We start from the raw sequence: 21,209 nt of genomic DNA on the forward strand, positions 1-21,209 counted from the left end.
GGAATCCTTAACAACTTCAACCACTTGCGCTTTCGATCTCTCGTCAGCGGGAGGCGAATTCTACAGCGTTACTCGCTGCTGTCAACACCTCTTTTTCAACTTCCTTGGCGCTTCGATGACCTGAAGCAACCTGCTGCCGAAAACTGCGTAACTCTTTGTTTACCAAGGAGTTTTCCGTTTCGACTGCGCCGGAAGTGGGGCGAATTATAGGCCTCCAGAATCTGTCGTCAAGCACTGATTTTCACAAATCTGTCATATAGATCAAAAAAGCCTCTAAAACAAAAAGGCCGACCCAATGGGTCGGCCTTCTACGCCCTTCTACTTACAAGCTAGGGAACGCGAACTGCGAAGCTTCATGGCTCGCACGCTGCGGCCAGCGCTGGGTGATGGCCTTGCGGCGGGTGTAGAAACGCACGCCATCCGGGCCGTAGGCATGCAGGTCGCCGAACAGCGAACGCTTCCAGCCGCCGAAGCTGTGATAGGCGACCGGCACCGGCAACGGTACGTTGACGCCGACCATGCCGACTTCGATCTCGTCGCAGAACAACCGCGCCGCTTCGCCGTCACGGGTGAAGATGCAGGTGCCGTTGCCATACTCGTGATCGTTGATCAGTTGCATGGCTTCTTCCAGGCTGTTGACCCGAACAACGCACAACACCGGCCCGAAGATCTCTTCTTTATAGATACGCATCTCTGGCGTGACGTTGTCGAACAGGCAACCACCCAGGAAGAAGCCTTCTTCATGACCGGCCACGGTCAGGCCACGACCATCCACCACCAGCGTCGCGCCGGCGGCTACGCCGTCTTCTACATAACCGCTGACTTTGTCGCGAGCCTGGCCAGTCACCAGTGGGCCCATGTCCAGGCCGCAGGAAGTACCGGCACCGATTTTCAGCGCCTGGATTTGCGGAACCAGTTTGGCCACCAGGGCGTCTGCGACCTGGTCACCGACACACACGGTCACGGAGATCGCCATGCAGCGCTCACCGCAAGAACCGTAAGCCGCGCCCATCAGTGCGCTGACAGCGTTGTCCAGATCAGCATCCGGCATCAGCACGGCGTGGTTCTTCGCACCACCCAGGGCCTGAACGCGTTTGCCGCGCTTGGTGCCTTCGGAGTAGATGTATTCGGCAATCGGCGTCGAACCGACAAAGCTGAGCGCCTTGACTTCCGGCGCCTCGATCAACGCATCCACTGCAGTCTTGTCGCCGTGCACCACGCTCAGTACGCCTTTAGGCAAACCGGCTTCCAGCAGCAGCTGGGCAATCAGCAGCGTCGAGCTCGGGTCACGCTCGGATGGCTTGAGGATGAAGCAGTTGCCGCAGACGATCGCCAGTGGGTACATCCACAGCGGCACCATGGCCGGGAAGTTGAACGGCGTGATACCGGCGACAACGCCCAATGGCTGGAAGTCAGACCAGGCATCGATGTTCGGGCCGACGTTGCGGCTGTACTCGCCCTTGAGGATTTCCGGAGCCGCGCAAGCGAACTCGACGTTCTCGATGCCGCGCTTCAGTTCACCGGCAGCATCTTCCAGGGTCTTGCCGTGCTCTTCGCTGATCAGTTGCGCGATACGTGCTTCGTTCTGCTCCAGCAGTTGCTTGAAGCGGAACATCACCTGGGCACGCTTGGCCGGCGGCGTGTTGCGCCAGGCCGGGAATGCAGCCTTGGCCGCGTCGATGGCGCTCTGGATGGTTTCGCGGGTCGCCAGCGGCAACTTGTGAATAGCCTGGCCGGTAGACGGGTTGAACACATCAACCGCGCGACCGTTCTCGGTCACCAGTTCGCCATTGATCAAATGCGGAATAACGCTCATGGAAGCTCCTGAAAAGTTGTCCACAGGCGCCCGTTCCCGGACGCCCGTTGTTTATAGGTATATAGAAGGAGAAATCAGTCGATCTTGCCCAGCACTTCGCCGACCGCGTCAAACAGGCGGTCAAGATCCTGCGGCTTGCTATTGAAGGTTGGGCCGAACTGCAGGGTGTCGCCGCCGAAGCGTACGTAGAACCCGGCTTTCCACAGCGCCATGCCGGCTTCGAACGGACGCACGATCGCGTCGCCGTCACGTGGAGCGATCTGGATCGCACCGGCCAGGCCGAAGTTGCGGATGTCGATAATGTTCTTGGTGCCTTTGAGGCCGTGCAGCGCATTTTCGAAATGCGGTGCGACTTCGGCCACGCTCTGTACCAGGTTTTCCTTTTGCAGCAGGTCGAGTGCTGCCAGGCCCGCCGCGCAAGCCACCGGGTGTGCCGAATAGGTGTAGCCATGGGGGAACTCAACCGCGTATTCAGGCGTCGGCTGATTCATGAAGGTCTGGTAGATCTCGGAGCTGGCAATCACCGCGCCCATCGGGATCGCGCCGTTGGTGACCTGCTTGGCAATGCACATCAGGTCCGGGGTCACGCCGAAGGTGGTGGCGCCGAACATGGTGCCGGTACGGCCGAAACCGGTGATCACTTCGTCGAATACCAGCAGGATGTTGTGCTGGTCGCAGATTTCACGCAGACGCTTGAGGTAGCCCTGTGGCGGAACCAGCACGCCAGCGGAACCGGCCAATGGCTCGACGAACACCGCCGCGATGTTCGACGCATCGTGCAGTTCGATCAGCTTGAGCAGTTCGTCAGCCAGGGCAATGCCACCCTGCTCCGGCATGCCACGGGAATAGGCGTTGCTTGCCAGCAGAGTGTGGGGCAGGTGGTCGACGTCCATCATCGCCTGACCGAACAGTTTGCGGTTGCCGTTCACGCCGCCAAGGCTAGTGCCGGCGATGTTCACACCGTGGTAGCCACGGGCACGGCCGATCATCTTGGTTTTGGTCGATTGGCCTTTCAGGCGCCAGTAGGCACGGACCATCTTCACAGCAGTGTCAGCACACTCGGAGCCCGAGTCGGTGAAGAACACGTGGTTCAGGTTGCCCGGGGTCAGGTCGGTGATTTTCTCGGCCAGCTGGAACGACAGCGGATGACCGTACTGGAAGCCTGGCGAGTAATCGAGCGTGCCCAGTTGCCTGGCAACCGCTTCCTGGATTTCCTTGCGGGTGTGGCCGGCGCCACAGGTCCATAGACCCGACAGCGAGTCATACACCTTGCGGCCCTTGTCGTCGATCAGCCAGCTGCCTTCGGCGCCAACGATCAGGCGCGGGTCGCGCTGGAAGTTGCGGTTGGCGGTGTAAGGCATCCAGTGAGCATCGAGCTTGAGCTGGCTGGCCAGCGAAGTCGGGGCGTTTTCAGGCAAGTTCATGGGCAAAACCTCGCAAGGCAATAAGCGGCGTAATGATTGAAAACCGTTGTTGCAGCTAAATTGCCACGGGGATAAAGTCGGTGAAATGCAACTCTTCTAATGTTCAGTCAGACAATCACTAAACTTTCGAGTAACCCGCATGAGCACTCGCCGTCCCGATCCGCTGGCCCAGGTCAGCGACTTTGATATTCGCCTGCTGAGGATCTTTCGCAGCGTGGTGGAATGCGGCGGCTTCTCCGCAGCGGAAACCGTGCTGGGCATCGGTCGTTCGGCGATCAGCCAGCAGATGAGCGATCTGGAGCAACGCCTCGGCCTGCGCCTGTGCCAACGTGGACGCGCCGGTTTTTCCCTGACCGAAGAAGGCCGCGAGGTCTATCAATCAGCGTTGCAACTGTTGAGTGCGCTGGAAAGCTTCCGCACCGAGGTCAACGGCCTGCACCAGCACTTGCGTGGCGAATTGATCATTGGCCTGACGGACAACCTGGTCACCCTGCCCCACATGCGCATCACCCATGCCCTCGCGCAGTTGAAAGAGCGCGGCCCGGACGTGCAGATCCAGATCCGCATGATCGCGCCCAACGAGGTCGAACAAGGTGTACTCGACGGCCGCCTGCACGTCGGCGTGGTGCCGCAGGCCAGCGCGCTTTCCGGACTGGAATATCAACCGCTGTATAGCGAGCGATCGCTGTTGTACTGCGCGGTCGGCCACCCGCTGTTTTATGTCGACGACAAACAACTGGACGACGAGCGCCTGAACAGTCAGGACGCCATCGCCCCCACCTTCCGCTTGCCGGCGGAGATCCAGGCTCACTACCAGGCGCTCAATTGCACCGCCAGCGCCTCGGACCGCGAGGGTATGGCGTTCCTGATCCTGACCGGACGCTATATCGGTTATCTGCCGGATCACTATGCAAGTCTTTGGGTGCAGCAGGGCCGGTTGCGAGCGTTGAAAGCCAAAACGCGCTTCTATGACCTGAGCCTGGCGTCGGTCACACGCAAGGGCCGTCGACCGCATCTGGTGCTGGAGAGTTTTCTCGAGAGCCTGGCCGCGACGCGTTGAACAATCCCCCCCTGTAGGAGCTGCCGAAGGCTGCGATCCTTTGATCCTTGAAATCAAGATCAAAAGATCGCAGCCTTCGGCAGCTCCTACAGGGTTGTGGCGGTTTCGGTTTTACGCTATCAACGCACTGGCTGCACCCACCTACCTGTTCGGAAGTGCCTATGACCTTTGAAGTCCCAGCCCACGGCGGAAAACCCGTCAGCCGCATTCGTCAGAAGAACGAAGAGACCATCATCAAAGCCGCCGAAGACGAGTTCGCCCGTCACGGGTACAAAGGCACGAGCATGAACACCATCGCCCAGAACGCCGGGCTGCCCAAGGCAAACCTGCATTACTACTTCACCAACAAGCTCGGTTTGTACGTGGCGGTGCTGAGCAACATCATCGAGTTGTGGGACAGCACCTTCAACACCCTCACCGCCGAGGATGATCCGACCGAGGCCTTGACCCGTTACATTCGCGCCAAAATGGAGTTCTCCCGCCGCCAGCCGCAAGCCTCGCGAATATTCGCCATGGAAGTCATCAGTGGCGGTGAATGCCTGACCGAGTATTTCAACCAGGACTATCGCGCCTGGTTCCAGGGTCGTGCGGGCGTGTTCCAGGCCTGGATCGACGCCGGTAAAATGGACCCGGTCGACCCGGTGCACCTGATCTTCCTGTTGTGGGGCAGCACCCAGCATTACGCCGACTTCGCCACGCAGATCTGCCGCGTCACCGGGCGCACCAAGTTGACCAAGCAAGACATGGAAGACGCCGGGGACAACCTGATCCGCATCATTCTCAAGGGCTGCGGCCTGCAACCTGCCATCTAAATACATATGCCTTTTACCCTCAGCGGTTTTTGCGAATACCGCGAAGAGATTCGCAAGAGCCGCTTCATTACCTTCGCCGCGCCGATCTCCAGCCCGGCCGAGGCCCAGGCGTTCATTGAACAGCACAGTGACTTGAATGCCTCGCACAACTGCTGGGCATGGAAGCTCGGCGATCAATATCGCAGCACCGATGATGGCGAGCCCGGCGGCACGGCAGGTCGGCCTATTCTGGCGGCGATAGAGGCACAGGATTGTGATCAGGTCGCGGTGCTGGTGATTCGCTGGTACGGCGGCATCCAGCTGGGCACCGGCGGTCTCGCCCGGGCCTATGGCGGCGGTGCGAACAAATGCCTGCAAGCGGCGCCAAAGGTTGAGTTGATCAGCCGGGTGCCGTTGCGTTGCGCTTGCGGGTTTGCCGAACTGGCGTTGGTCAAGCTGCGGGTGGCGGAGGCAGGTGGACTGGTTGTGGATGAAAGCTTCACCGCCAATGGGGTCGAGTTGCAGTTGGCGGTAGGCGATGCGCAGATCGATACCTTGCAGTCACAGCTGGCCGATTTGAGTCGTGGACGTATTCTTTTGCAGCGCTGAAAACAAGAGCAAAAGATCGCAGCCTTCGGCAGCTCCTACAGGGAATCGTGCTGCGATCTTTTGGGGCACACCGCTTTTCCACTTATTCCATATTTGCCCACATCTGCTGTGCACCCGGCTGTGGATAACCTGAGCACATACCGCTGTAACCCTTCTGTCATGCGGCTTTGCGGACTTTGCTCAATTTTCGTCCAATCTGCCATCAAGCGCATCAAATTCAAGTAAAAACAAACAGTTACAACGATTTATCACCTTTAGAAGAAAGCCACCCAGTGCTTATGCCCATGCCTTGAGCTTGCGCACAAATACTGTGGAGCAATCTGTGGATAACCCGTTCATGGCCGTCTCGGCACCCTGCACGGTATGGCTTGTGGTCGATTGATCATTTTTTAAGCAAAAGCCCACGAGCAAAATCGGGGCTTGATTTGCGCTGTTGCCCCTATGTGGTGCCGGGCTCTGCGTGGCTCATTTGAAAGCCGCGGGCTCAACACCTCGGCTCACAGGACCTGAAGATTTTCCTGACCTGATGGCCAGAAAATTGCTTTATCCACAGGCACAAGTCCAACAGCACCGAGCCTGTCATGCCCAATCACGCTCCAATCCCGGATCCGGTTCCGCGCCTGCAACTGCGCGCAATCACAAAACGCTACCCCGGTTGCCTGGCCAACGATGCCATCGACCTGACCATTGCCCCTGGCGAGATCCATGCCCTGCTTGGCGAAAACGGCGCGGGCAAAAGCACGCTGATGAAAATCATCTACGGCGTCACACAGGCCGATTCGGGCGAGGTGATCTGGCAGGGTCAGCGGGTGAGCCTGCGCAACCCGGCCCAGGCGCGAGGCCTGGGCATTGGCATGGTGTTCCAGCATTTCTCGCTGTTCGAAACCTTGAGCGTGGCGCAGAACATCGCCCTGGCCATGGGCGCGGCGGCAGGCACACCCAGACAACTTGAGCCGAAGATTCGCGAGGTGTCGCGACGCTATGGCATGGCGCTGGAACCGGAGCGACTTGTCCACAGCCTGTCGATCGGGGAACGGCAACGGGTGGAAATCATTCGCTGCCTGATGCAGGACATTCGCCTGCTGATTCTCGATGAACCGACTTCGGTGCTGACGCCGCAAGAGGCCGACGACTTGTTCGTCACCCTGCGCCGGCTCGCCGCCGAGGGCTGCAGCATTTTGTTCATCAGCCACAAGCTCGGGGAAGTCCGCGCGTTGTGCCAGAGCGCGACGGTACTGCGCGGCGGGCGCGTGACCGGACATTGCGTGCCAGCCGACTGTACGGATCAGCAACTGGCGCGCCTGATGGTCGGTGAGGCGGCCGAGCTGAACGCGAACTACCCGAAGGTGGCCGGGGGTGATGCGTTCCTTGAGGTACGCGGATTGTCCTGGCACAACCCGGACCCGTTCGGGTGCTCGCTCAAGGACATCAACCTTGAAGTGCGCAGCGGCGAAATCGTCGGTATCGCCGGGGTCGCGGGCAATGGCCAGGACGAGCTGCTGGCTTTGCTCAGCGGCGAACAACGCCTCAATCGCAACGAAGGCGCAACCCTGCGCTTTGGCCAGGAACCGGTTGCCCATTTACACCCCGACGCACGTCGCAGACTTGGCCTGAGCTTCGTCCCTGCCGAACGCCTGGGCCATGGCGCAGTGCCAGAGTTGAGCCTTGCAGACAACGCGCTACTGACCGCTTTCCAGCAAGGGCTGGTGAGCAAGGGTCTGATCCGGCGCAGCAGAGTCGAAACGCTGGCCGAGGAAATCATCCGCCGTTTCGGGGTCAAGACACCCGATAGCCAGACCCCGGCCCGCAGCCTGTCCGGCGGCAACCTGCAGAAATTCATCCTCGGCCGGGAAATCCTTCAGCAACCCAGGCTGCTGGTCGCCGCGCACCCGACCTGGGGGGTGGACGTCGGCGCGGCTGCCACCATTCACCGCGCCTTGATTGCCTTGCGCGATGCCGGCGCGGCGATCCTGGTGATTTCCGAAGACCTCGACGAACTGTTCCAGATCAGCGACCGCCTCGGCGCCCTGTGCGACGGTCGCCTGTCGGCGCTCCACGCCACGGTCGATACGCGCCTGAGCGATGTCGGCGGCTGGATGGCCGGTCAGTTCGCAGCCCCTCAATCACTCGCATCCGCCACGCGCTAACGGAGTGTCACATGCTGCTTTCTCTTGAACCCCGTGGCCAGCAATCGCGGCTGATGCTGTGGTGCTCGCCGTTGCTGGCGGCTGCGCTGACCCTGGGCTGTGGATCGTTGTTGTTCATCGCGCTCGGGCATGACCCGCTGCTGACCTTGCACACGCTGCTGATCGCTCCGGTCAGCGACCTGTATGGCGTCTCTGAATTGTTGGTCAAAGCCCTGCCGATCCTGCTGTGCGCATTGGGCCTGGCCGTCGCCTACCAGGCGCGCATCTGGAACATCGGTGCCGAGGGTCAGCTGCTGCTCGGTGCATTGGCCGGCAGTGCGCTGGCGGTCAATATCATCGATATGCAAAGCCGCTGGGCGCTGGTGGCGATTCTGCTCACCGGCACCCTGGCCGGTGCCGCCTGGGCCGGCCTGACCGCATGGTTGAGCACGCGCTTCAACGCCAATGAAATCCTGACCAGCATCATGCTCAACTACATCGCGCTGAACCTGTTGCAGTTTTGCGTTCACGGTCCGTTGAAGGATCCCGCCGGGTTCAATTTCCCCGAGTCAGCGATGTTCGGGGATGCCAGCCGCTTGCCGCTCCTGATGGAGGATGGACGGGTTCATGCCGGGGTGTATTTCGCCCTGCTCGCCTTGGTGGCGGTGTGGGTGCTGTTGCAGAAAAGCTTCGTCGGTTTCCAGATCAAGGTGCTCGGGCTGGACAAGCGGGCCGCCGGATTCGTCGGCTTTCGCGAGAAACGTTTGATCTGGCTCGCGCTGTTGATCAGCGGCGGTCTGGCCGGCCTTGCCGGTGTGTGCGAAGTCACCGGGCCGATCGGTCAGTTGGTGCCGCAGGTCTCGCCGGGCTACGGCTATGCGGCGATCACCGTAGCGTTTCTCGGGCGCCTGAATCCGCTTGGCATCCTGCTTTCCAGCCTGTTGATGGCGCTGCTGTACATCGGCGGCGAAAGTGCACAAATGAGCCTGAACCTGCCGCAAGCGATCACCCAATTGTTCCAGGGCATGATGCTGTTTTTCCTGCTGGCCAGTGACGTGCTGATTCTCTACCGGCCGCGCCTGAACCTGCGCTGGACCCGCCGCGCCCAAGCCACCGCCGTACACGCAGGAGCGTTGTGATGGATATCGATCTGCTGAGCAATATTTTCTACGCCATGGTCCGCTGCGGTACGCCGTTACTGTTGGTGGCGCTGGGGGAACTGATCTGCGAGAAAAGCGGCGTCCTCAACCTGGGCCAGGAAGGCATGATGCTGTTTGGCGCGGTGATCGGTTTCATCGTCGCGTTCAACACCGGGCACCTGTGGCTCGGCGTAGTGCTGGCGATGTTCGCCGGGATGCTGCTGTCATCGCTGTTTGCTCTGGTGGCGCTGGTGTTCAATGCCAATCAGGTGGCCACCGGTCTGGCCCTGACGATTTTCGGCGTGGGCCTGTCGACTTTTGTCGGTGCGGCCTGGGTCGGCAAGCCGCTGGCGGGTTTCGAACCCTTGGCGATTCCCTATCTGAGCGAGATCCCGCTGATCGGGCGGATGCTGTTTGCCCAGGACCTGTTGGTCTATCTGTCGTTCACACTGTTTGCGCTGGTGGCCTGGGTCATTCTGAAAAGCCGTGTCGGGCTGATCATTCAAGCCGTCGGGGAAAATCCCGCTGCCGCCAGTGCCATGGGTTTGCCGGTGTTGTCAGTGCGTACGTTGGCGGTGTTGTTTGGTGGCGCCATGGCCGGATTGGCCGGGGCCTATCTGTCCCTGGCGTACACGCCGATGTGGGCGGAAAACATGAGCGCCGGGCGCGGCTGGATTGCCCTGGCGCTGGTGGTGTTTGCCAGTTGGCGGGTGTGGCGCCTGCTGCTCGGCGCGTACCTGTTCGGGCTCGCCAGCATCCTGCACCTGGTGGCGCAGGGATTGGGGCTGGCGATTCCGTCGAGCCTGCTGGCGATGCTGCCGTATGTCGCGACCATTGTGGTACTGGTGCTTTTGTCACGGGATGCGCTGCGGACACGGTTGTATGCGCCGGTGTCGTTGGGGCAACCGTGGCAGGCTGGGCATTAGGTGGTGACCGGGCCGGCCTCTTCGCGAGCAGGCTCGCTCCCACATTTGACCGGGTTCACACCCATCCCATGTGGGAGCGGGCTTGCTCGCGAAGGCGCCCGAACAGGCAACACCTGAGCCACGCCCCACGCCAATTCAAACACCAGAAAAACCACCAGAATCGAACTCGCCCCCTGGATCAGGGCATAAGCCTGCCAGGCCGAGAACAGAAATCTGGCCACGGCGTCATACCGCCCGAAAGCCTGCTGCGGATCGCGAATCCGCAGCACCGACCATACGCAGACGATCGAGCCCAACAGATTCGCCATCAACATGTGCACCGGTTCGAACGGCGGCAACTCACCAGGCAAACTCAACGCCTGGCTCAGCGCAGTCAAAACCCCATGCAACGCTGCAAAACTCCACGGCGTGACAAACGCCATCGTCACCAACAAGTCATACCAGGCACTGCCTTGCACCAACCGGCGATATTGCGCTGCAGTCCACATCGTCATTGCTCCATCAATTCAGGGAGCAACAAGGCTAAAGCCTGGAGTATGCTCCAGGGTCAAGCCCCTTCGAGACGTCATGATGCGCATCGGTGAATTAGCCCGGGCCAGCGCCGTCAGCCGCGACACGCTGCGCTTCTACGAGCAACGCGGATTGATCGCGGCGCAACGCAGCGCCAACGGGTATCGCGACTATCCGCCAGACATGGTGCAACTGGTGCAGTACATCAAGACCGCTCAACGGCTGGGCTTTACCCTCGGCGAGATCGGCAACAGCGTCACGGCAATCTGGCAGTCGCCCGACCCGGACAGCGCCGTCACGCAACTGCTGCAAGACAAACTCAAACTGATCGAAGCCCGCATGGCCGAACTCGGCGCGCTACGCGAAGAGTTGCAACAACGGCTCGGGCAACAGTGTCCATTGAATCCACGATCCTGAACTCTCAAGGAAGCCACTCATGTCCAAGGCAAAAACCGCACTCATCATCGGCGCCTCCCGAGGGCTCGGCCTCGGGCTGGTGAAAACCCTGCTGGCCGATGGCTGGCAAGTCACTGCCACCGTGCGCGACCCGCAAAAGGCCGAGGCCTTGCAGGCCCTGGGCAAGGTGCGGATCGAAAAACTCGACATGGACGATCAGCCCGCGGTGTCCGCCCTGAGCCAACAACTCAAGGGCGAGGTGTTTGACCTGTTGTTCGTCAATGCCGGGGTCAAGGGGCCGGATGTCCAGACACCCAACGGTGGCGCGACGATGGCCGACGTCGGTCAGTTGTTTTTCACCAACGCCGTGGCGCCGATCAACCTGGCCCAGCGTTTTGTCGAACAGATCCGCCCGGACAGCGGCGTGCTGGCGTTCATGAGTTCGGTGCTGGGCAGCGTGACCATGCCCGATGCGCCGGAGCTGGCGCTGTACAAGGCCAGCAAGGCAGCACTGAATTCCATGACCAACAGCTTCGTCACTCAGTTGGGCGATACAACGCTCACGGTCCTGTCGCTGCACCCGGGCTGGGTGAAGACCGACATGGGCGGTGAAGGCGCGGACATCGATGTCGAAACCAGCACCCGCGGCCTGGTTGATCAGGTGAATGCGTATGTCGGCAAGGGCGGGCATCACTTCATCAATTACCGGGGTGAGACCATTCCCTGGTAATCACTGCCAACACACTACCCTGTGGGAGCGGGCTTGCCCGCGATGACGGCGGCACAACCAACAACGATTTGACTGACACACCGCTATCGCGAGCAAGCTCGCTCCCACAGGAGTTTTGTTGTCCTGTCGGACCGGGCTTGCCCATAACGGCGTTTTGATCGAAACTGCCCACCTCGCCTCCCCGGCGAACCTGGATCAGCAGACAGGGCAACACTGAGCTGGCAACCCTGAACCCAATTTTCAGAGGAGCCGGCCAACATGCCTGCGACCCGTACCTGGTTAAAAAATCCCCTCGCTATTTTCACCTCCAACGGTCTCGATGCCCGTGGCGGCCTGGTGCTGCAAGACGGTTTGATCGTCGAAGTGCTCGGCGCCGGCCAGCAACCTTGCGCGCCGTGCAATGAAGTGTTCGATGCCCGCGAGCATGTGATCCTGCCGGGCCTGATCAACACCCATCACCACTTCTATCAAACCCTGACCCGCGCCTGGGCACCGGTGGTCAATCAGCCGCTGTTCCCGTGGCTGAAAACCCTGTACCCGGTCTGGGCACGCCTGACCCCGGAAAAGCTCGCCCTCGCCACCAAGGTCGCACTGGCTGAATTGCTGCTGTCCGGCTGCACCACCGCCGCCGACCATCACTACCTGTTCCCGGAAGGTCTGGAAAATGCCATCGACGTGCAAGTCGAGAGCGTTCGCGAACTGGGCATGCGCGCCATGCTCACCCGCGGCTCCATGAGCCTCGGTGAAAAGGACGGTGGCCTGCCGCCGCAACAGACCGTGCAGGAAGGCGAAGTGATCCTCGCCGACAGCCAGCGGCTGATCGCCGAATACCACGAGCGCGGTGACGGCGCGCAAATCCAGATCGCCCTGGCACCCTGCTCGCCGTTCTCGGTGACCCCGGAAATCATGTCGGCCAGTGCCGAACTGGCAAACAAACTCGACGTGCGCCTGCACACCCACCTGGCAGAAACCCTCGACGAAGAAGATTTCTGCCTGCAACGCTTCGGCCTGCGCACCGTGGATTATCTGGACAGCGTCGGCTGGCTCGGCCCGCGTACCTGGCTGGCCCATGGCATCCACTTCAACCCGGACGAGATCGCCCGCCTCGGCGCCGCCGGAACCGGTATCTGCCATTGCCCGAGTTCGAACATGCGCCTGGCCTCGGGCATCTGCCCGAGCATCGAATTGACTGACGCCGGCGCCCTGCTGGGTCTGGGCGTGGACGGTTCGGCCTCCAACGATGCCTCGAACATGATGCTCGAAGCGCGCCAGGCCCTGTACATCCAGCGCCTGCGCTACGGCGCCGAGAAGATCACCCCGGAACGCGTGCTCGGCTGGGCGACCAAAGGCTCGGCCAGCCTGTTGGGGCGTACCGATATCGGTGAACTGGCGGTGGGCAAGCAGGCCGACCTGGCGCTGTTCAAACTGGATGAACTGCGCTTCTCCGGTAGCCATGATCCGGTCTCGGCCCTGCTGCTGTGCGGTGCCGATCGCGCGGACCGGGTGATGGTCGGCGGTAAGTGGCGGGTGATTGACGGACAGGTCGAGGGGCTGGATCTGAAAGGCTTGATTGCCGATCACAGCCAGGCGGCGCGACAGTTGATTGCCGGGACCTGACACAACACCGTTTAAAACTGTGGGAGCGGGCTTGCTCGCGAAAGCGGAGTGTCAGTCACATGAGTATTGACTGGTACGACGCCTTCTGGAGCAAGCCCGCTCCCACATTGGTTTTGTGGGGGCCTTCAGAGTCCCAGCAGCGACAACATGATAAACGTCGCAAACAACACGAAATGCGTCATCCCTTCGATGGCGTTGGTTTCGCCGTCGTTGAGATTGATCGCGCTGACGATCAGGGTGAGAAACACCATCACGGTCTGCACCGGGGTCATGGCCATCTGGAATGGCTGGCCGGTATAGAGCGCCATCGCCTCCATCACCGGCACCGTCAGGATCACCGTCGACAGTGACGCGCCCATGGCGATGTTGACCACCGACTGCATGCGGTTGGCCAGTGCCGCGCGTAATGCGGTCAAGATCTCCGGCGCCGCAGAGATCGCCGCCACCAGGATCGCCGTAATCACCGGCGGTGCCCCCGTTCCTTCCAGTCCCAGATCGAGGGTCCTGGACATCACTTCGGCCAGCGCGCCAATCACCACCACCCCGAACACCAGCGTGCCGATACTCAGCACCAGATTGACCGGCTGCCGTTCCGCGCCAGGCTCCTTCCTGCGGCGCTTGTCCGGGTAGCTGTAGCTGAAAAAATAACTGTGCGGCCCGACCTGCATGCGCAGGAACAAGGCGTAGAGCACCACCATCGTGCCGATGGTAAAGGCCGAAAAGAGCTTCCATCTCGCTTCGGGAATGAACTCCGGCACCACCATCGAGACCCCCATGGCGGTGAGAATCATCACGCTGTAACTGCGCGCCGAATCGTCGTTATAGGACTGTTCGCCATGCTTGAGCCCGCCCATCAACGCCGCGAGGCCCAGGATGCCATTGATGTCGAGCATCACCGCCGAGTAGATCGTATCGCGCACCAGCGTGGCCGAGGCTTCGTTGCTCATCATGATCGCCAGGATCACCACTTCCACCAGCACGGCGGCCAGGGTCAGGATCATCGTGCCGTAGGGATCACCAACCTTCTCCGCCAGCAACTCGGCCTGATGGGCAACGCGCATGGAGGCGGCGACGATGAAGGCGATCAGCACCAGCCCGCTGATCAATGCGATGCCCTGGCCGCTGTGCAGCATCCAGTGCTCCAGCGGATAGGCCACGCACGCGGCGATCAACGCCAACAGCAGGAAGCCTTCTTGCTTGAGGGTGGTGAGCATGGCGAGCCTTTTTGCCGAGTGGTGCCGATGAGCTACTGACTGCGGGGTGGCGTTAACGTTTCGTTTTACCTTAGCGCACCAGAGGGTGGCGTGAGGTTGGGCAGATGCACTGCGTTGGTTCCGGTGTTGAAAAAGATCGCAGCCTTCGGCAGCTCCTACAGAGGTACGCGAAGCCATGCAGGAGCGGCCGAAGGCTGCGATCTTTTGATTTTGTTGTCCGGTTGGTCAGCCATTTGCATTGCCCCTGCCAACCACAGAACAAAATGGAGCTCCAATTCATGCACAACCGTCCGTTGAAGAAGCTGCTTTGCGCCGTTACCGCCGCCATCGGCCTCGGCGCCAGCCTGAGTGCCAGCGCCAACGACCCGCTGAAAGTCGGCTTCGTTTACATCGGCCCGATCGGCGACCACGGCTGGACCTATCAGCATGAACAGGGACGCAAGGAGCTCGCGGCAAAATTCGGCCCGCAGATCACCACCAACTACGTGGAGAACGTCGCCGAAGGGGCCGACGCCGAGCGGGTGATCCGCAACATGGCCAAGGACAAATACGACCTGATCTTCACCACCTCCTTCGGCTACATGAACCCGACCGTGAAAGTCGCCAGGCAGTTTCCCCAGGTGACCTTCGAACACGCCACCGGCTACAAGCAAGACAAGAACCTCGGCACCTACCTGGCGCGCACCTATGAAGGTCGCTACGTCGGCGGCTTCCTCGCGGCGAAGATGACCAAGACCAGGAAGATCGGCTATGTCGCCTCGTTCCCGATCCCGGAGGTGATCCGCGACATCAACGCCATCCAGCTGGCCCTGAACAAGTACAACCCTGGCACTGAGATCAAGGTGGTGTGGGTCAACTCCTGGTTCGATCCGGGCAAGGAAGCGGATGCCGCCAACGCCCTGATCGATCAGGGCGTGGACGTGGTGTTCCAGCACACCGACAGCCCGGCGCCGATCCAGGCCGCCGAACGTCGCGGCGTGTATGCGGTGGGCTATGCTTCGGACATGGCGCACTTCGGACCGAAGGCGGTGCTGACCTCCATCGTCAACGACTGGGGCCCGCACTACATTCAGGCAGCCCAAAGCCTGATCGATCATGACTGGAAGTCCCAGGACTACTGGGGCGGTTTGAAAGAAGGCACGGTTGAGCTACCGATCAGCGACCTGGTGCCGGCAGCGGTGAAAAGCGAAGCCGAACAGCTCATCGCCAATATCAAGAGCGGTACGCTGCAGCCGTTCACCGGGCCGATCAAGGATCAGGCCGGCGTCGAAAAAATCCCGGCGGGCGTGAGCGCGACCACGGCGGAACTGGCGTCGATGAACTACTACGTGGAAGGCATGAAGGCGGAAATACCGAAGTAACACACACTTTGTAGGAGCTGCCGCAGGCTGCGATCTTTTGATCTTGCTTTTAAAAGATCGCAGCCTGCGGCAGCTCCTACATTGGAAATTCAGCGTTTTCAAGGACTGCGCATGAACCCACTTCCCATCATCGACATCGCCCCGCTCTACAGCGACGACCAGAACGCCTGGCCAGCCGTGGCCGCACACATCGACCACGCCTGCCGCGAGTGGGGGTTTTTCTACATCAAGGGCCATCCAATCAGTGCCGCGCGCATCGACGCCCTGCTCGACCACGCCAAACGCTTCTTCGCCCAACCCACTGCCGAAAAACTCAAGATCGACATCACCCAGACCCGTCATCATCGCGGCTACGGCGCCATCTCCACCGAACAGTTGGACCCGAGCAAACCCAGCGACCTCAAGGAAACCTTCGACATGGGCCTGCACCTGCCGGCCGACCACCCTGACGTACTGGCGGAAAAACCCTTGCGCGGCCCCAATCGCCATCCGTCCCTGCCCGGTTGGCAAGCGCTGATGGAGCAACACTACATCGACATGCAGGCCCTCGCACAAACGCTGTTGCGGGCAATGACCATTGCGCTGGGGATTGAGCGCGACTTCTTCGACACTCGCTTCAATGACCCGGTCAGCGTGTTGCGCCTGATCCACTACCCGCCGCGTCACACGGCCAGCTCCATCGAGCAGCAAGGCGCTGGCGCCCATACCGACTACGGCTGCATCACCCTGCTCTATCAGGACGCCGCCGGTGGCTTGCAGGTACGCAACGTCAAAGGCGAATGGATCGACGCGCCACCGATCGACGGTACGTTCGTGGTCAACCTCGGCGACATGATGGCGCGCTGGAGCAACGATCGTTACCTGTCGACGCCGCACCGGGTGATCAGCCCGCTCGGCGTGGATCGTTATTCGATGCCGTTCTTTGCCGAGCCGCACCCGGATACCCGCATCGAATGCCTGCCCGGGTGTCAGGATGCATTGCACCCGGCTAAATACCCGGCCACGACCTGCTCCAGGTTCCTGCTCTCGCGCTTCGCCGATACCTACGCTTATCGACGGGAACAGGAAGAGGTGTGATGAACCGCCTGGTCAGGTTTTACCAATTGTTGCGGCAACCCTCTGTAGAATGGCGACCATTGCACCTGATGAGAAAAGAATCATGTATGACTGGCTGAACGCCCTGCCCAAGGCAGAATTGCACCTGCACCTGGAAGGCTCGCTGGAGCCCGAGCTGTTGTTCGCCCTGGCTGAGCGCAACAAGATTGCCTTGCCATGGAGCGACGTCGAAACCTTGCGCAAGGCGTATGCCTTCAACAACCTGCAGGAGTTCCTCGACCTGTATTACCGGGGTGCCGATGTACTGCGCACCTCCCAGGATTTCTATGACCTGACCTGGGCATACCTGCTGCGCTGCAAAGAGCAGAACGTGATTCACACCGAACCGTTCTTCGACCCGCAGACCCACACCGACCGCGGCATCCCCTTCGAAGTGGTGCTCAACGGTATCGCCGCCGCGCTGAAGGATGGCGAGCAGCAGCTAGGTATCACCAGCGGTTTGATCCTAAGCTTCCTGCGCCATCTGAGCGAAGATGAAGCACATAAAACCCTCGACCAGGCACTGCCGTTCCGCGATGCGTTCGTCGCCGTGGGTCTGGACAGTTCCGAGATGGGCCACCCGCCGAGCAAGTTCCAGCGCGTGTTCGACCGTGCCCGTCACGAAGGCTTCCTGACCGTCGCCCACGCCGGGGAAGAAGGCCCGCCCGAGTACATCTGGGAAGCCATCGACCTGCTGAAAATCCAGCGCATCGACCATGGCGTACGCGCCATCGAAGACGAGCGCCTGATGCAGCGGATCATTGACGAGCAGATCCCGCTGACCGTGTGCCCTCTGTCGAACACCAAACTGTGTGTGTTCGATCACATGTCGCAGCACAACATTCTCGACATGCTGGAACGCGGTGTGAAAGTGACCGTGAACTCCGATGACCCGGCGTACTTCGGCGGTTATGTCACGGAGAACTTCCATGCCCTGCACACCCACCTGGGCATGACCCAGGACCAGGCCAGACGCCTGGCACAGAACAGTCTCGATGCGCGGTTGGTGAAACCCTAAGGGGCAAACGCAAACCGTGTAATTGGATGGCTTGCCAGCGATGCTGGATGGGAGGCCGCCATCGCTGGCAAGCCGGCGCCTACAACGCCATTTCCAGCTCGGTTTCCAGGGCAAAGCGATGAATTTCGCGTTGCCCGGAGGCCGTCACCTGCAAGGCCCGGGAATCGTTGGGCAGGCTCAGCCACCCCGACTGCATGAACAGTTGCAACAAGGCGGCCCCCAGCGAGCCGCCCATGTGCGGGCGTCTTTCGCTCCAGTCAGGGCACGCGCAGGCAACCCTGCCGTTGTGATGGGCCAGCGCCTGGATGAACACACCCCGTGCCGCCAACTCCGTCGCGCCCTTGAGCGTGACCGTGACCCGCTGATCCGAATGTTCGATCCAACCCGCTTCCAGCAGTCGCTGATACAGGTCGGCGGACAGGGTACCCCCCAAGTGATCGTCGCACAGCCGGGCACTCAGCAATGACGAGCGCACTGCCCGGGGTTTGACGAGTGGCGCATTGCGCTTGAACACCTCCGGAATATCCTGGGGCGCGCTGGCGAAGGTCGCGCTGGCCAGCGCTTCGATTGCCGCCCCGACCTCCGGGGCAGCCAGGCGGAAGAAGCGTTTGCGGCCGCGGCTTTCAACCCTTAACAGACCTCCAGCGGACAAACGTCCCAGGTGTGCACTGGCCGAAGACGGTGACAGGCCGGCCAGCAATGCCAACTCTTCGGTTGCTCGCGCCGAACCATCCATCAAGGCCCACATCATTGCGCTGCGCTTTGGGTCAGCCAGCAATGTGGCGATCTGGCTGATGCAAGGTGCATGTTCCATGTATTCACTCCCTGTTGAATCGTTTCGTCTTCTGACCAGAAACATCTTGACCAGTAATGTGTCGTCGGCCAATCCGTGGAAACTGCCATGAATCCGGCAACGCCTTACTCACTCATTAGCGCTGCCTGGCCGATGCCGCGAAGGTCAGAAGGATGACCGTGCTGCCGGGCCGACTCGAACGTTGACCCGCCATTGGGGATCGACGCTACTTACATGATGAGAGCGCTAGTATATGCGGGTTGGTCGGAGGTTCCTGCCCGATGCCCGGCTTAGGTGGTGATCGTTCCTGAGGGAAATTTCTCTTTTTTTGTGCGACTAATGATCGGTATCCGAAAAGCCCGGAAATTGACTGCTCAACAGGGCGCATCGGCTGACAAGCATTTCGCGCAACAGGTTCACCGGCTTACTCAATTGCGCGCGATGGGCGCACAACAGATTCAACGGTGCGCGCTCGCAGAGCAGTTCCGGCATCAGCACCTTCAAGCGGCCGGCCAGTACATCGGCGGCGACATCGAGCCAGGATTTGTAGGCGATCCCGGCACCGGCCACGGCCCAAAGGCGAACGACATCGGCATCGTCACTGAAGCGATCGCCGCTAACGGTCAGGCTGACTTCGCGTTTGCCGTCGTGAAAACTCCAGTGATCGTGGACCCTGCTGCCGAGCATGTACAACAGACAGTTGTGCTGTGCCAGTTGCTCCAGATGGCGCGGTTCGCCGTGGCGTGTCAGATAGTCGGGAGCGGCGCACAACACCCGGCGGTTCTGCGGGGCGATGGGCAGCGCCACCAGACTGGAGTCCTCCGGTTCACCGTAGCGCAAGGCAATGTCTACCGGCTGGCGGAACAGGTCGGCGATGCGATCCCCCAGCAGCAGGCGCACGGTCAGTTTCGGATGCTCGCGCTGAAACTGGTCAAGCCAGGGCAACAGCAGATGGCGGCCAAAGTCCGACGGCGCCGACAGTTGCAGAACCCCGCTGACCTGGTCCTGACCGCTGGCCAGTAATCGCCGGCCCTCGTCGAGATTGCTCAGGGCCGCGCGGGCGTATTCGAGAAAGCCCTCGCCTTCGGCGGTCAGGCGCAAGCTGCGGGTCGAACGGGCCAATAGACGGGCGCCGAGTTGCCGTTCGATGCGCTTGAGCGCTGCACTGGCCACCGCCGCCGACATGTCCATGCCCCGCGCGGCGGCGGACAGACTGCCCAGGTCCGCCGCCCGGACAAACAACTGCAAGTCATCGAAACGCAGCATCAAGAGCACCGATTATCAAAAAAATATTGAAAGAGACTGCTCTTTTAGCCGGTTTTATCTTCAGGAGAAATAGCCAATCATCTCCCCCCATCGAATCACTTCTTTTATTAGTGTTCAGGAGTCGCCCATGAAAGCCATTGCCTACTACGCCTCGTTACCGATCAGTGACGACAAAGCCCTGCAAGACATCGAGCTGCCGGAGCCGGTTGCCGGACCTCGCGACTTGCTGGTGGAAGTCAAAGCCATCTCGGTCAACCCGGTGGACACCAAGGTGCGCCAGAACGTCCAACCCGAAGGCGGTGCGGCCAAGGTGCTGGGCTGGGACGTGGCTGGCGTGGTCAAGGCCGTGGGCAGTGACGTGACGCTGTTCTCGGTCGGTGACAAGGTGTTTTACGCCGGTTCCATCGCCCGGGCGGGCGGCAACAGCGAATTGCATGTGGTGGATGAACGCATCGTCGGCCACATGCCCAAGACCCTTGGTTTCGCCGAGGCCGCCGCCCTGCCGTTGACCGCGATCACGGCGTGGGAATTGCTGTTCGAACGCCTGCAAGTGCGCGAAGGCAAAACCGATGAAGGCCAGAGCCTGTTGATTGTCGGCGCGGCAGGTGGCGTGGGCTCGATTCTTACTCAGCTGGCTCACCAGCTGACGGCCCTGAAAGTCATCGGCACCGCTTCGCGTGCGCAGACCCAAAGCTGGGTGAAGGAGCTGGGAGCCGACCTGGTGATCGACCATGGACAGCCACTGAGCGAAGCACTCAAGCGCGCCGGTGTGGATCAGGTCACCCACGTCGCCAGCCTGACCCAGACCGACCAGCACCTGGACCAACTGGTCGAGGCGTTGGCGCCCCAAGGCAAACTGGCGCTGATCGATGACCCCAAGTCGCTGGACGTGACCAAGCTCAAGCGCAAGAGCCTGTCGCTGCACTGGGAGTTCATGTACACCCGTTCGCTGTTTGAAACCGCGGACATGATCGAGCAGCACAACCTGCTCAATCGCGTCGCCTGGCTGATCGATGCCGGGACACTGAAAACCACGGTGGGCGAACACTTCGGCACGATCAATGCGGCCAATTTGCGCCGTGCCCATGCCCTGCTGGAAAGCGGCAAGGCCAAGGGCAAGATTGTGCTGGAAGGGTTTTGAAACGCTGAAAAAAAACCTTCCTGATTTCATTGTTTCTGCGTTTTTTCGTCTGCGACCGGAGCGTTCCGGTCGCAGACAATCCCTGTGGGCGCCCTCGAAAAGTCGTGTTTTCTTTAGTTACAAACCGTCAGTCCGACAGTTGATCCTTGTCACAATGATGCTCGTATTCAGGACTAC

Annotated in this window: 19 protein-coding genes; 13 read left to right on the top strand and 6 right to left on the bottom strand. The window is 60.8% G+C overall.

Features of this window, described 5'->3' with window-relative positions:
• Positions 1 to 322 precede the first annotated feature (322 nt).
• Together KW846_RS14505 and KW846_RS14510 are read right to left on the bottom strand one after the other, a co-directional pair.
• The gene (locus tag KW846_RS14505) at positions 323 to 1,816 is read right to left on the bottom strand and encodes a CoA-acylating methylmalonate-semialdehyde dehydrogenase (protein ID WP_218482991.1); all 1,494 of its coding nucleotides are present in this window, start codon (positions 1,814 to 1,816) and stop codon (positions 323 to 325) included.
• A 74-nt stretch (positions 1,817 to 1,890) separates the two neighbouring features.
• Positions 1,891 to 3,240: an aspartate aminotransferase family protein gene (locus KW846_RS14510; RefSeq protein ID WP_218482994.1), complete on the bottom strand. Its 1,350-nt coding sequence runs from the start codon at positions 3,238 to 3,240 to the stop codon at positions 1,891 to 1,893.
• Positions 3,241 to 3,379: 139 nt separating this feature from the next.
• On the opposite strand from KW846_RS14510, the gene KW846_RS14515 reads away from it, so the two are divergent.
• From KW846_RS14515 to KW846_RS14540, 6 genes are all read left to right on the top strand, one after another.
• The gene (locus KW846_RS14515) at positions 3,380 to 4,300 is read left to right on the top strand and encodes a LysR family transcriptional regulator (RefSeq protein ID WP_007971880.1); all 921 of its coding nucleotides are present in this window, start codon (positions 3,380 to 3,382) and stop codon (positions 4,298 to 4,300) included.
• A gap of 161 nt (positions 4,301 to 4,461) precedes the next feature.
• Positions 4,462 to 5,112 (top strand): TetR/AcrR family transcriptional regulator, encoded by a 651-nt coding sequence (locus KW846_RS14520; RefSeq protein WP_116582402.1) that lies wholly within the window; start codon positions 4,462 to 4,464, stop codon positions 5,110 to 5,112.
• Positions 5,113 to 5,118: 6 nt separating this feature from the next.
• Positions 5,119 to 5,700: a YigZ family protein gene (locus tag KW846_RS14525; protein ID WP_015093345.1), complete on the top strand. Its 582-nt coding sequence runs from the start codon at positions 5,119 to 5,121 to the stop codon at positions 5,698 to 5,700.
• A 581-nt stretch (positions 5,701 to 6,281) separates the two neighbouring features.
• On the top strand, positions 6,282 to 7,847 hold the full coding sequence (locus KW846_RS14530) for an ABC transporter ATP-binding protein (RefSeq protein ID WP_218482996.1): 1,566 nt from the start codon (positions 6,282 to 6,284) through the stop codon (positions 7,845 to 7,847).
• An 11-nt stretch (positions 7,848 to 7,858) separates the two neighbouring features.
• Positions 7,859 to 8,965, top strand: coding sequence for an ABC transporter permease (locus KW846_RS14535; RefSeq protein WP_218482999.1), 1,107 nt, complete (start codon positions 7,859 to 7,861; stop codon positions 8,963 to 8,965).
• Positions 8,965 to 9,891: an ABC transporter permease gene (locus KW846_RS14540; RefSeq protein ID WP_116582405.1), complete on the top strand. Its 927-nt coding sequence runs from the start codon at positions 8,965 to 8,967 to the stop codon at positions 9,889 to 9,891. Before KW846_RS14535 ends, KW846_RS14540 begins: the two co-directional genes overlap by 1 nt.
• Here KW846_RS14540 and KW846_RS14545 read toward each other — a convergent pair.
• Positions 9,888 to 10,379, bottom strand: a complete 492-nt coding sequence (locus KW846_RS14545) for a hypothetical protein (protein ID WP_218483367.1) — start codon at positions 10,377 to 10,379, stop codon at positions 9,888 to 9,890. The genes KW846_RS14540 and KW846_RS14545 overlap by 4 nt on opposite strands.
• Positions 10,380 to 10,461: 82 nt before the next feature.
• Here KW846_RS14545 and KW846_RS14550 point away from each other — a divergent pair, with 82 nt between their 5' ends.
• From KW846_RS14550 to KW846_RS14560, 3 genes are all read left to right on the top strand, one after another.
• Entirely contained in the window at positions 10,462 to 10,818 is a 357-nt protein-coding gene (locus KW846_RS14550; protein ID WP_033047544.1) for a MerR family transcriptional regulator, read from the top strand.
• 19 nt (positions 10,819 to 10,837) lie between these two features.
• A complete protein-coding gene (locus KW846_RS14555; protein ID WP_007971868.1) occupies positions 10,838 to 11,527 on the top strand; it encodes an SDR family oxidoreductase in 690 nt (229 codons plus the stop codon).
• Positions 11,528 to 11,785: 258 nt separating this feature from the next.
• Positions 11,786 to 13,144: an 8-oxoguanine deaminase gene (locus KW846_RS14560; RefSeq protein WP_007971866.1), complete on the top strand. Its 1,359-nt coding sequence runs from the start codon at positions 11,786 to 11,788 to the stop codon at positions 13,142 to 13,144.
• A 125-nt stretch (positions 13,145 to 13,269) separates the two neighbouring features.
• Here the strand turns inward: KW846_RS14560 and KW846_RS14565 are convergent, their stop codons facing one another.
• Positions 13,270 to 14,358, bottom strand: coding sequence for a calcium:proton antiporter (locus KW846_RS14565; protein ID WP_218483000.1), 1,089 nt, complete (start codon positions 14,356 to 14,358; stop codon positions 13,270 to 13,272).
• A 278-nt stretch (positions 14,359 to 14,636) separates the two neighbouring features.
• Here KW846_RS14565 and KW846_RS14570 point away from each other — a divergent pair, with 278 nt between their 5' ends.
• From KW846_RS14570 to KW846_RS14580, 3 genes are all read left to right on the top strand, one after another.
• Complete coding sequence (locus KW846_RS14570) at positions 14,637 to 15,719, top strand: BMP family ABC transporter substrate-binding protein (RefSeq protein WP_218483003.1); 1,083 nt, start codon at positions 14,637 to 14,639, stop codon at positions 15,717 to 15,719.
• A 111-nt stretch (positions 15,720 to 15,830) separates the two neighbouring features.
• The gene (locus tag KW846_RS14575; RefSeq protein ID WP_218483005.1) at positions 15,831 to 16,796 is read left to right on the top strand and encodes an isopenicillin N synthase family oxygenase; all 966 of its coding nucleotides are present in this window, start codon (positions 15,831 to 15,833) and stop codon (positions 16,794 to 16,796) included.
• Positions 16,797 to 16,878: 82 nt separating this feature from the next.
• On the top strand, positions 16,879 to 17,832 hold the full coding sequence (locus tag KW846_RS14580; RefSeq protein ID WP_218483008.1) for an adenosine deaminase: 954 nt from the start codon (positions 16,879 to 16,881) through the stop codon (positions 17,830 to 17,832).
• Between the two features lie 79 nt (positions 17,833 to 17,911).
• Here KW846_RS14580 and KW846_RS14585 read toward each other — a convergent pair whose 3' ends face one another.
• Both KW846_RS14585 and KW846_RS14590 read right to left on the bottom strand, forming a co-directional pair.
• Positions 17,912 to 18,646 (bottom strand): helix-turn-helix transcriptional regulator, encoded by a 735-nt coding sequence (locus KW846_RS14585; RefSeq protein ID WP_102702258.1) that lies wholly within the window; start codon positions 18,644 to 18,646, stop codon positions 17,912 to 17,914.
• Positions 18,647 to 18,961: 315 nt separating this feature from the next.
• Complete coding sequence (locus KW846_RS14590) at positions 18,962 to 19,891, bottom strand: LysR family transcriptional regulator (RefSeq protein WP_218483010.1); 930 nt, start codon at positions 19,889 to 19,891, stop codon at positions 18,962 to 18,964.
• Between the two features lie 127 nt (positions 19,892 to 20,018).
• Between KW846_RS14590 and KW846_RS14595 the strand changes: the two genes are divergently transcribed.
• Positions 20,019 to 21,032, top strand: a complete 1,014-nt coding sequence (locus KW846_RS14595; RefSeq protein WP_218480702.1) for a zinc-binding alcohol dehydrogenase family protein — start codon at positions 20,019 to 20,021, stop codon at positions 21,030 to 21,032.
• Positions 21,033 to 21,209: the final 177 nt, after the last annotated feature.

Source organism: Pseudomonas sp. PDM32, assembly GCF_019219225.1.
Taxonomy (GTDB): Bacteria; Pseudomonadota; Gammaproteobacteria; order Pseudomonadales; family Pseudomonadaceae; genus Aquipseudomonas; species Aquipseudomonas laurylsulfatiphila.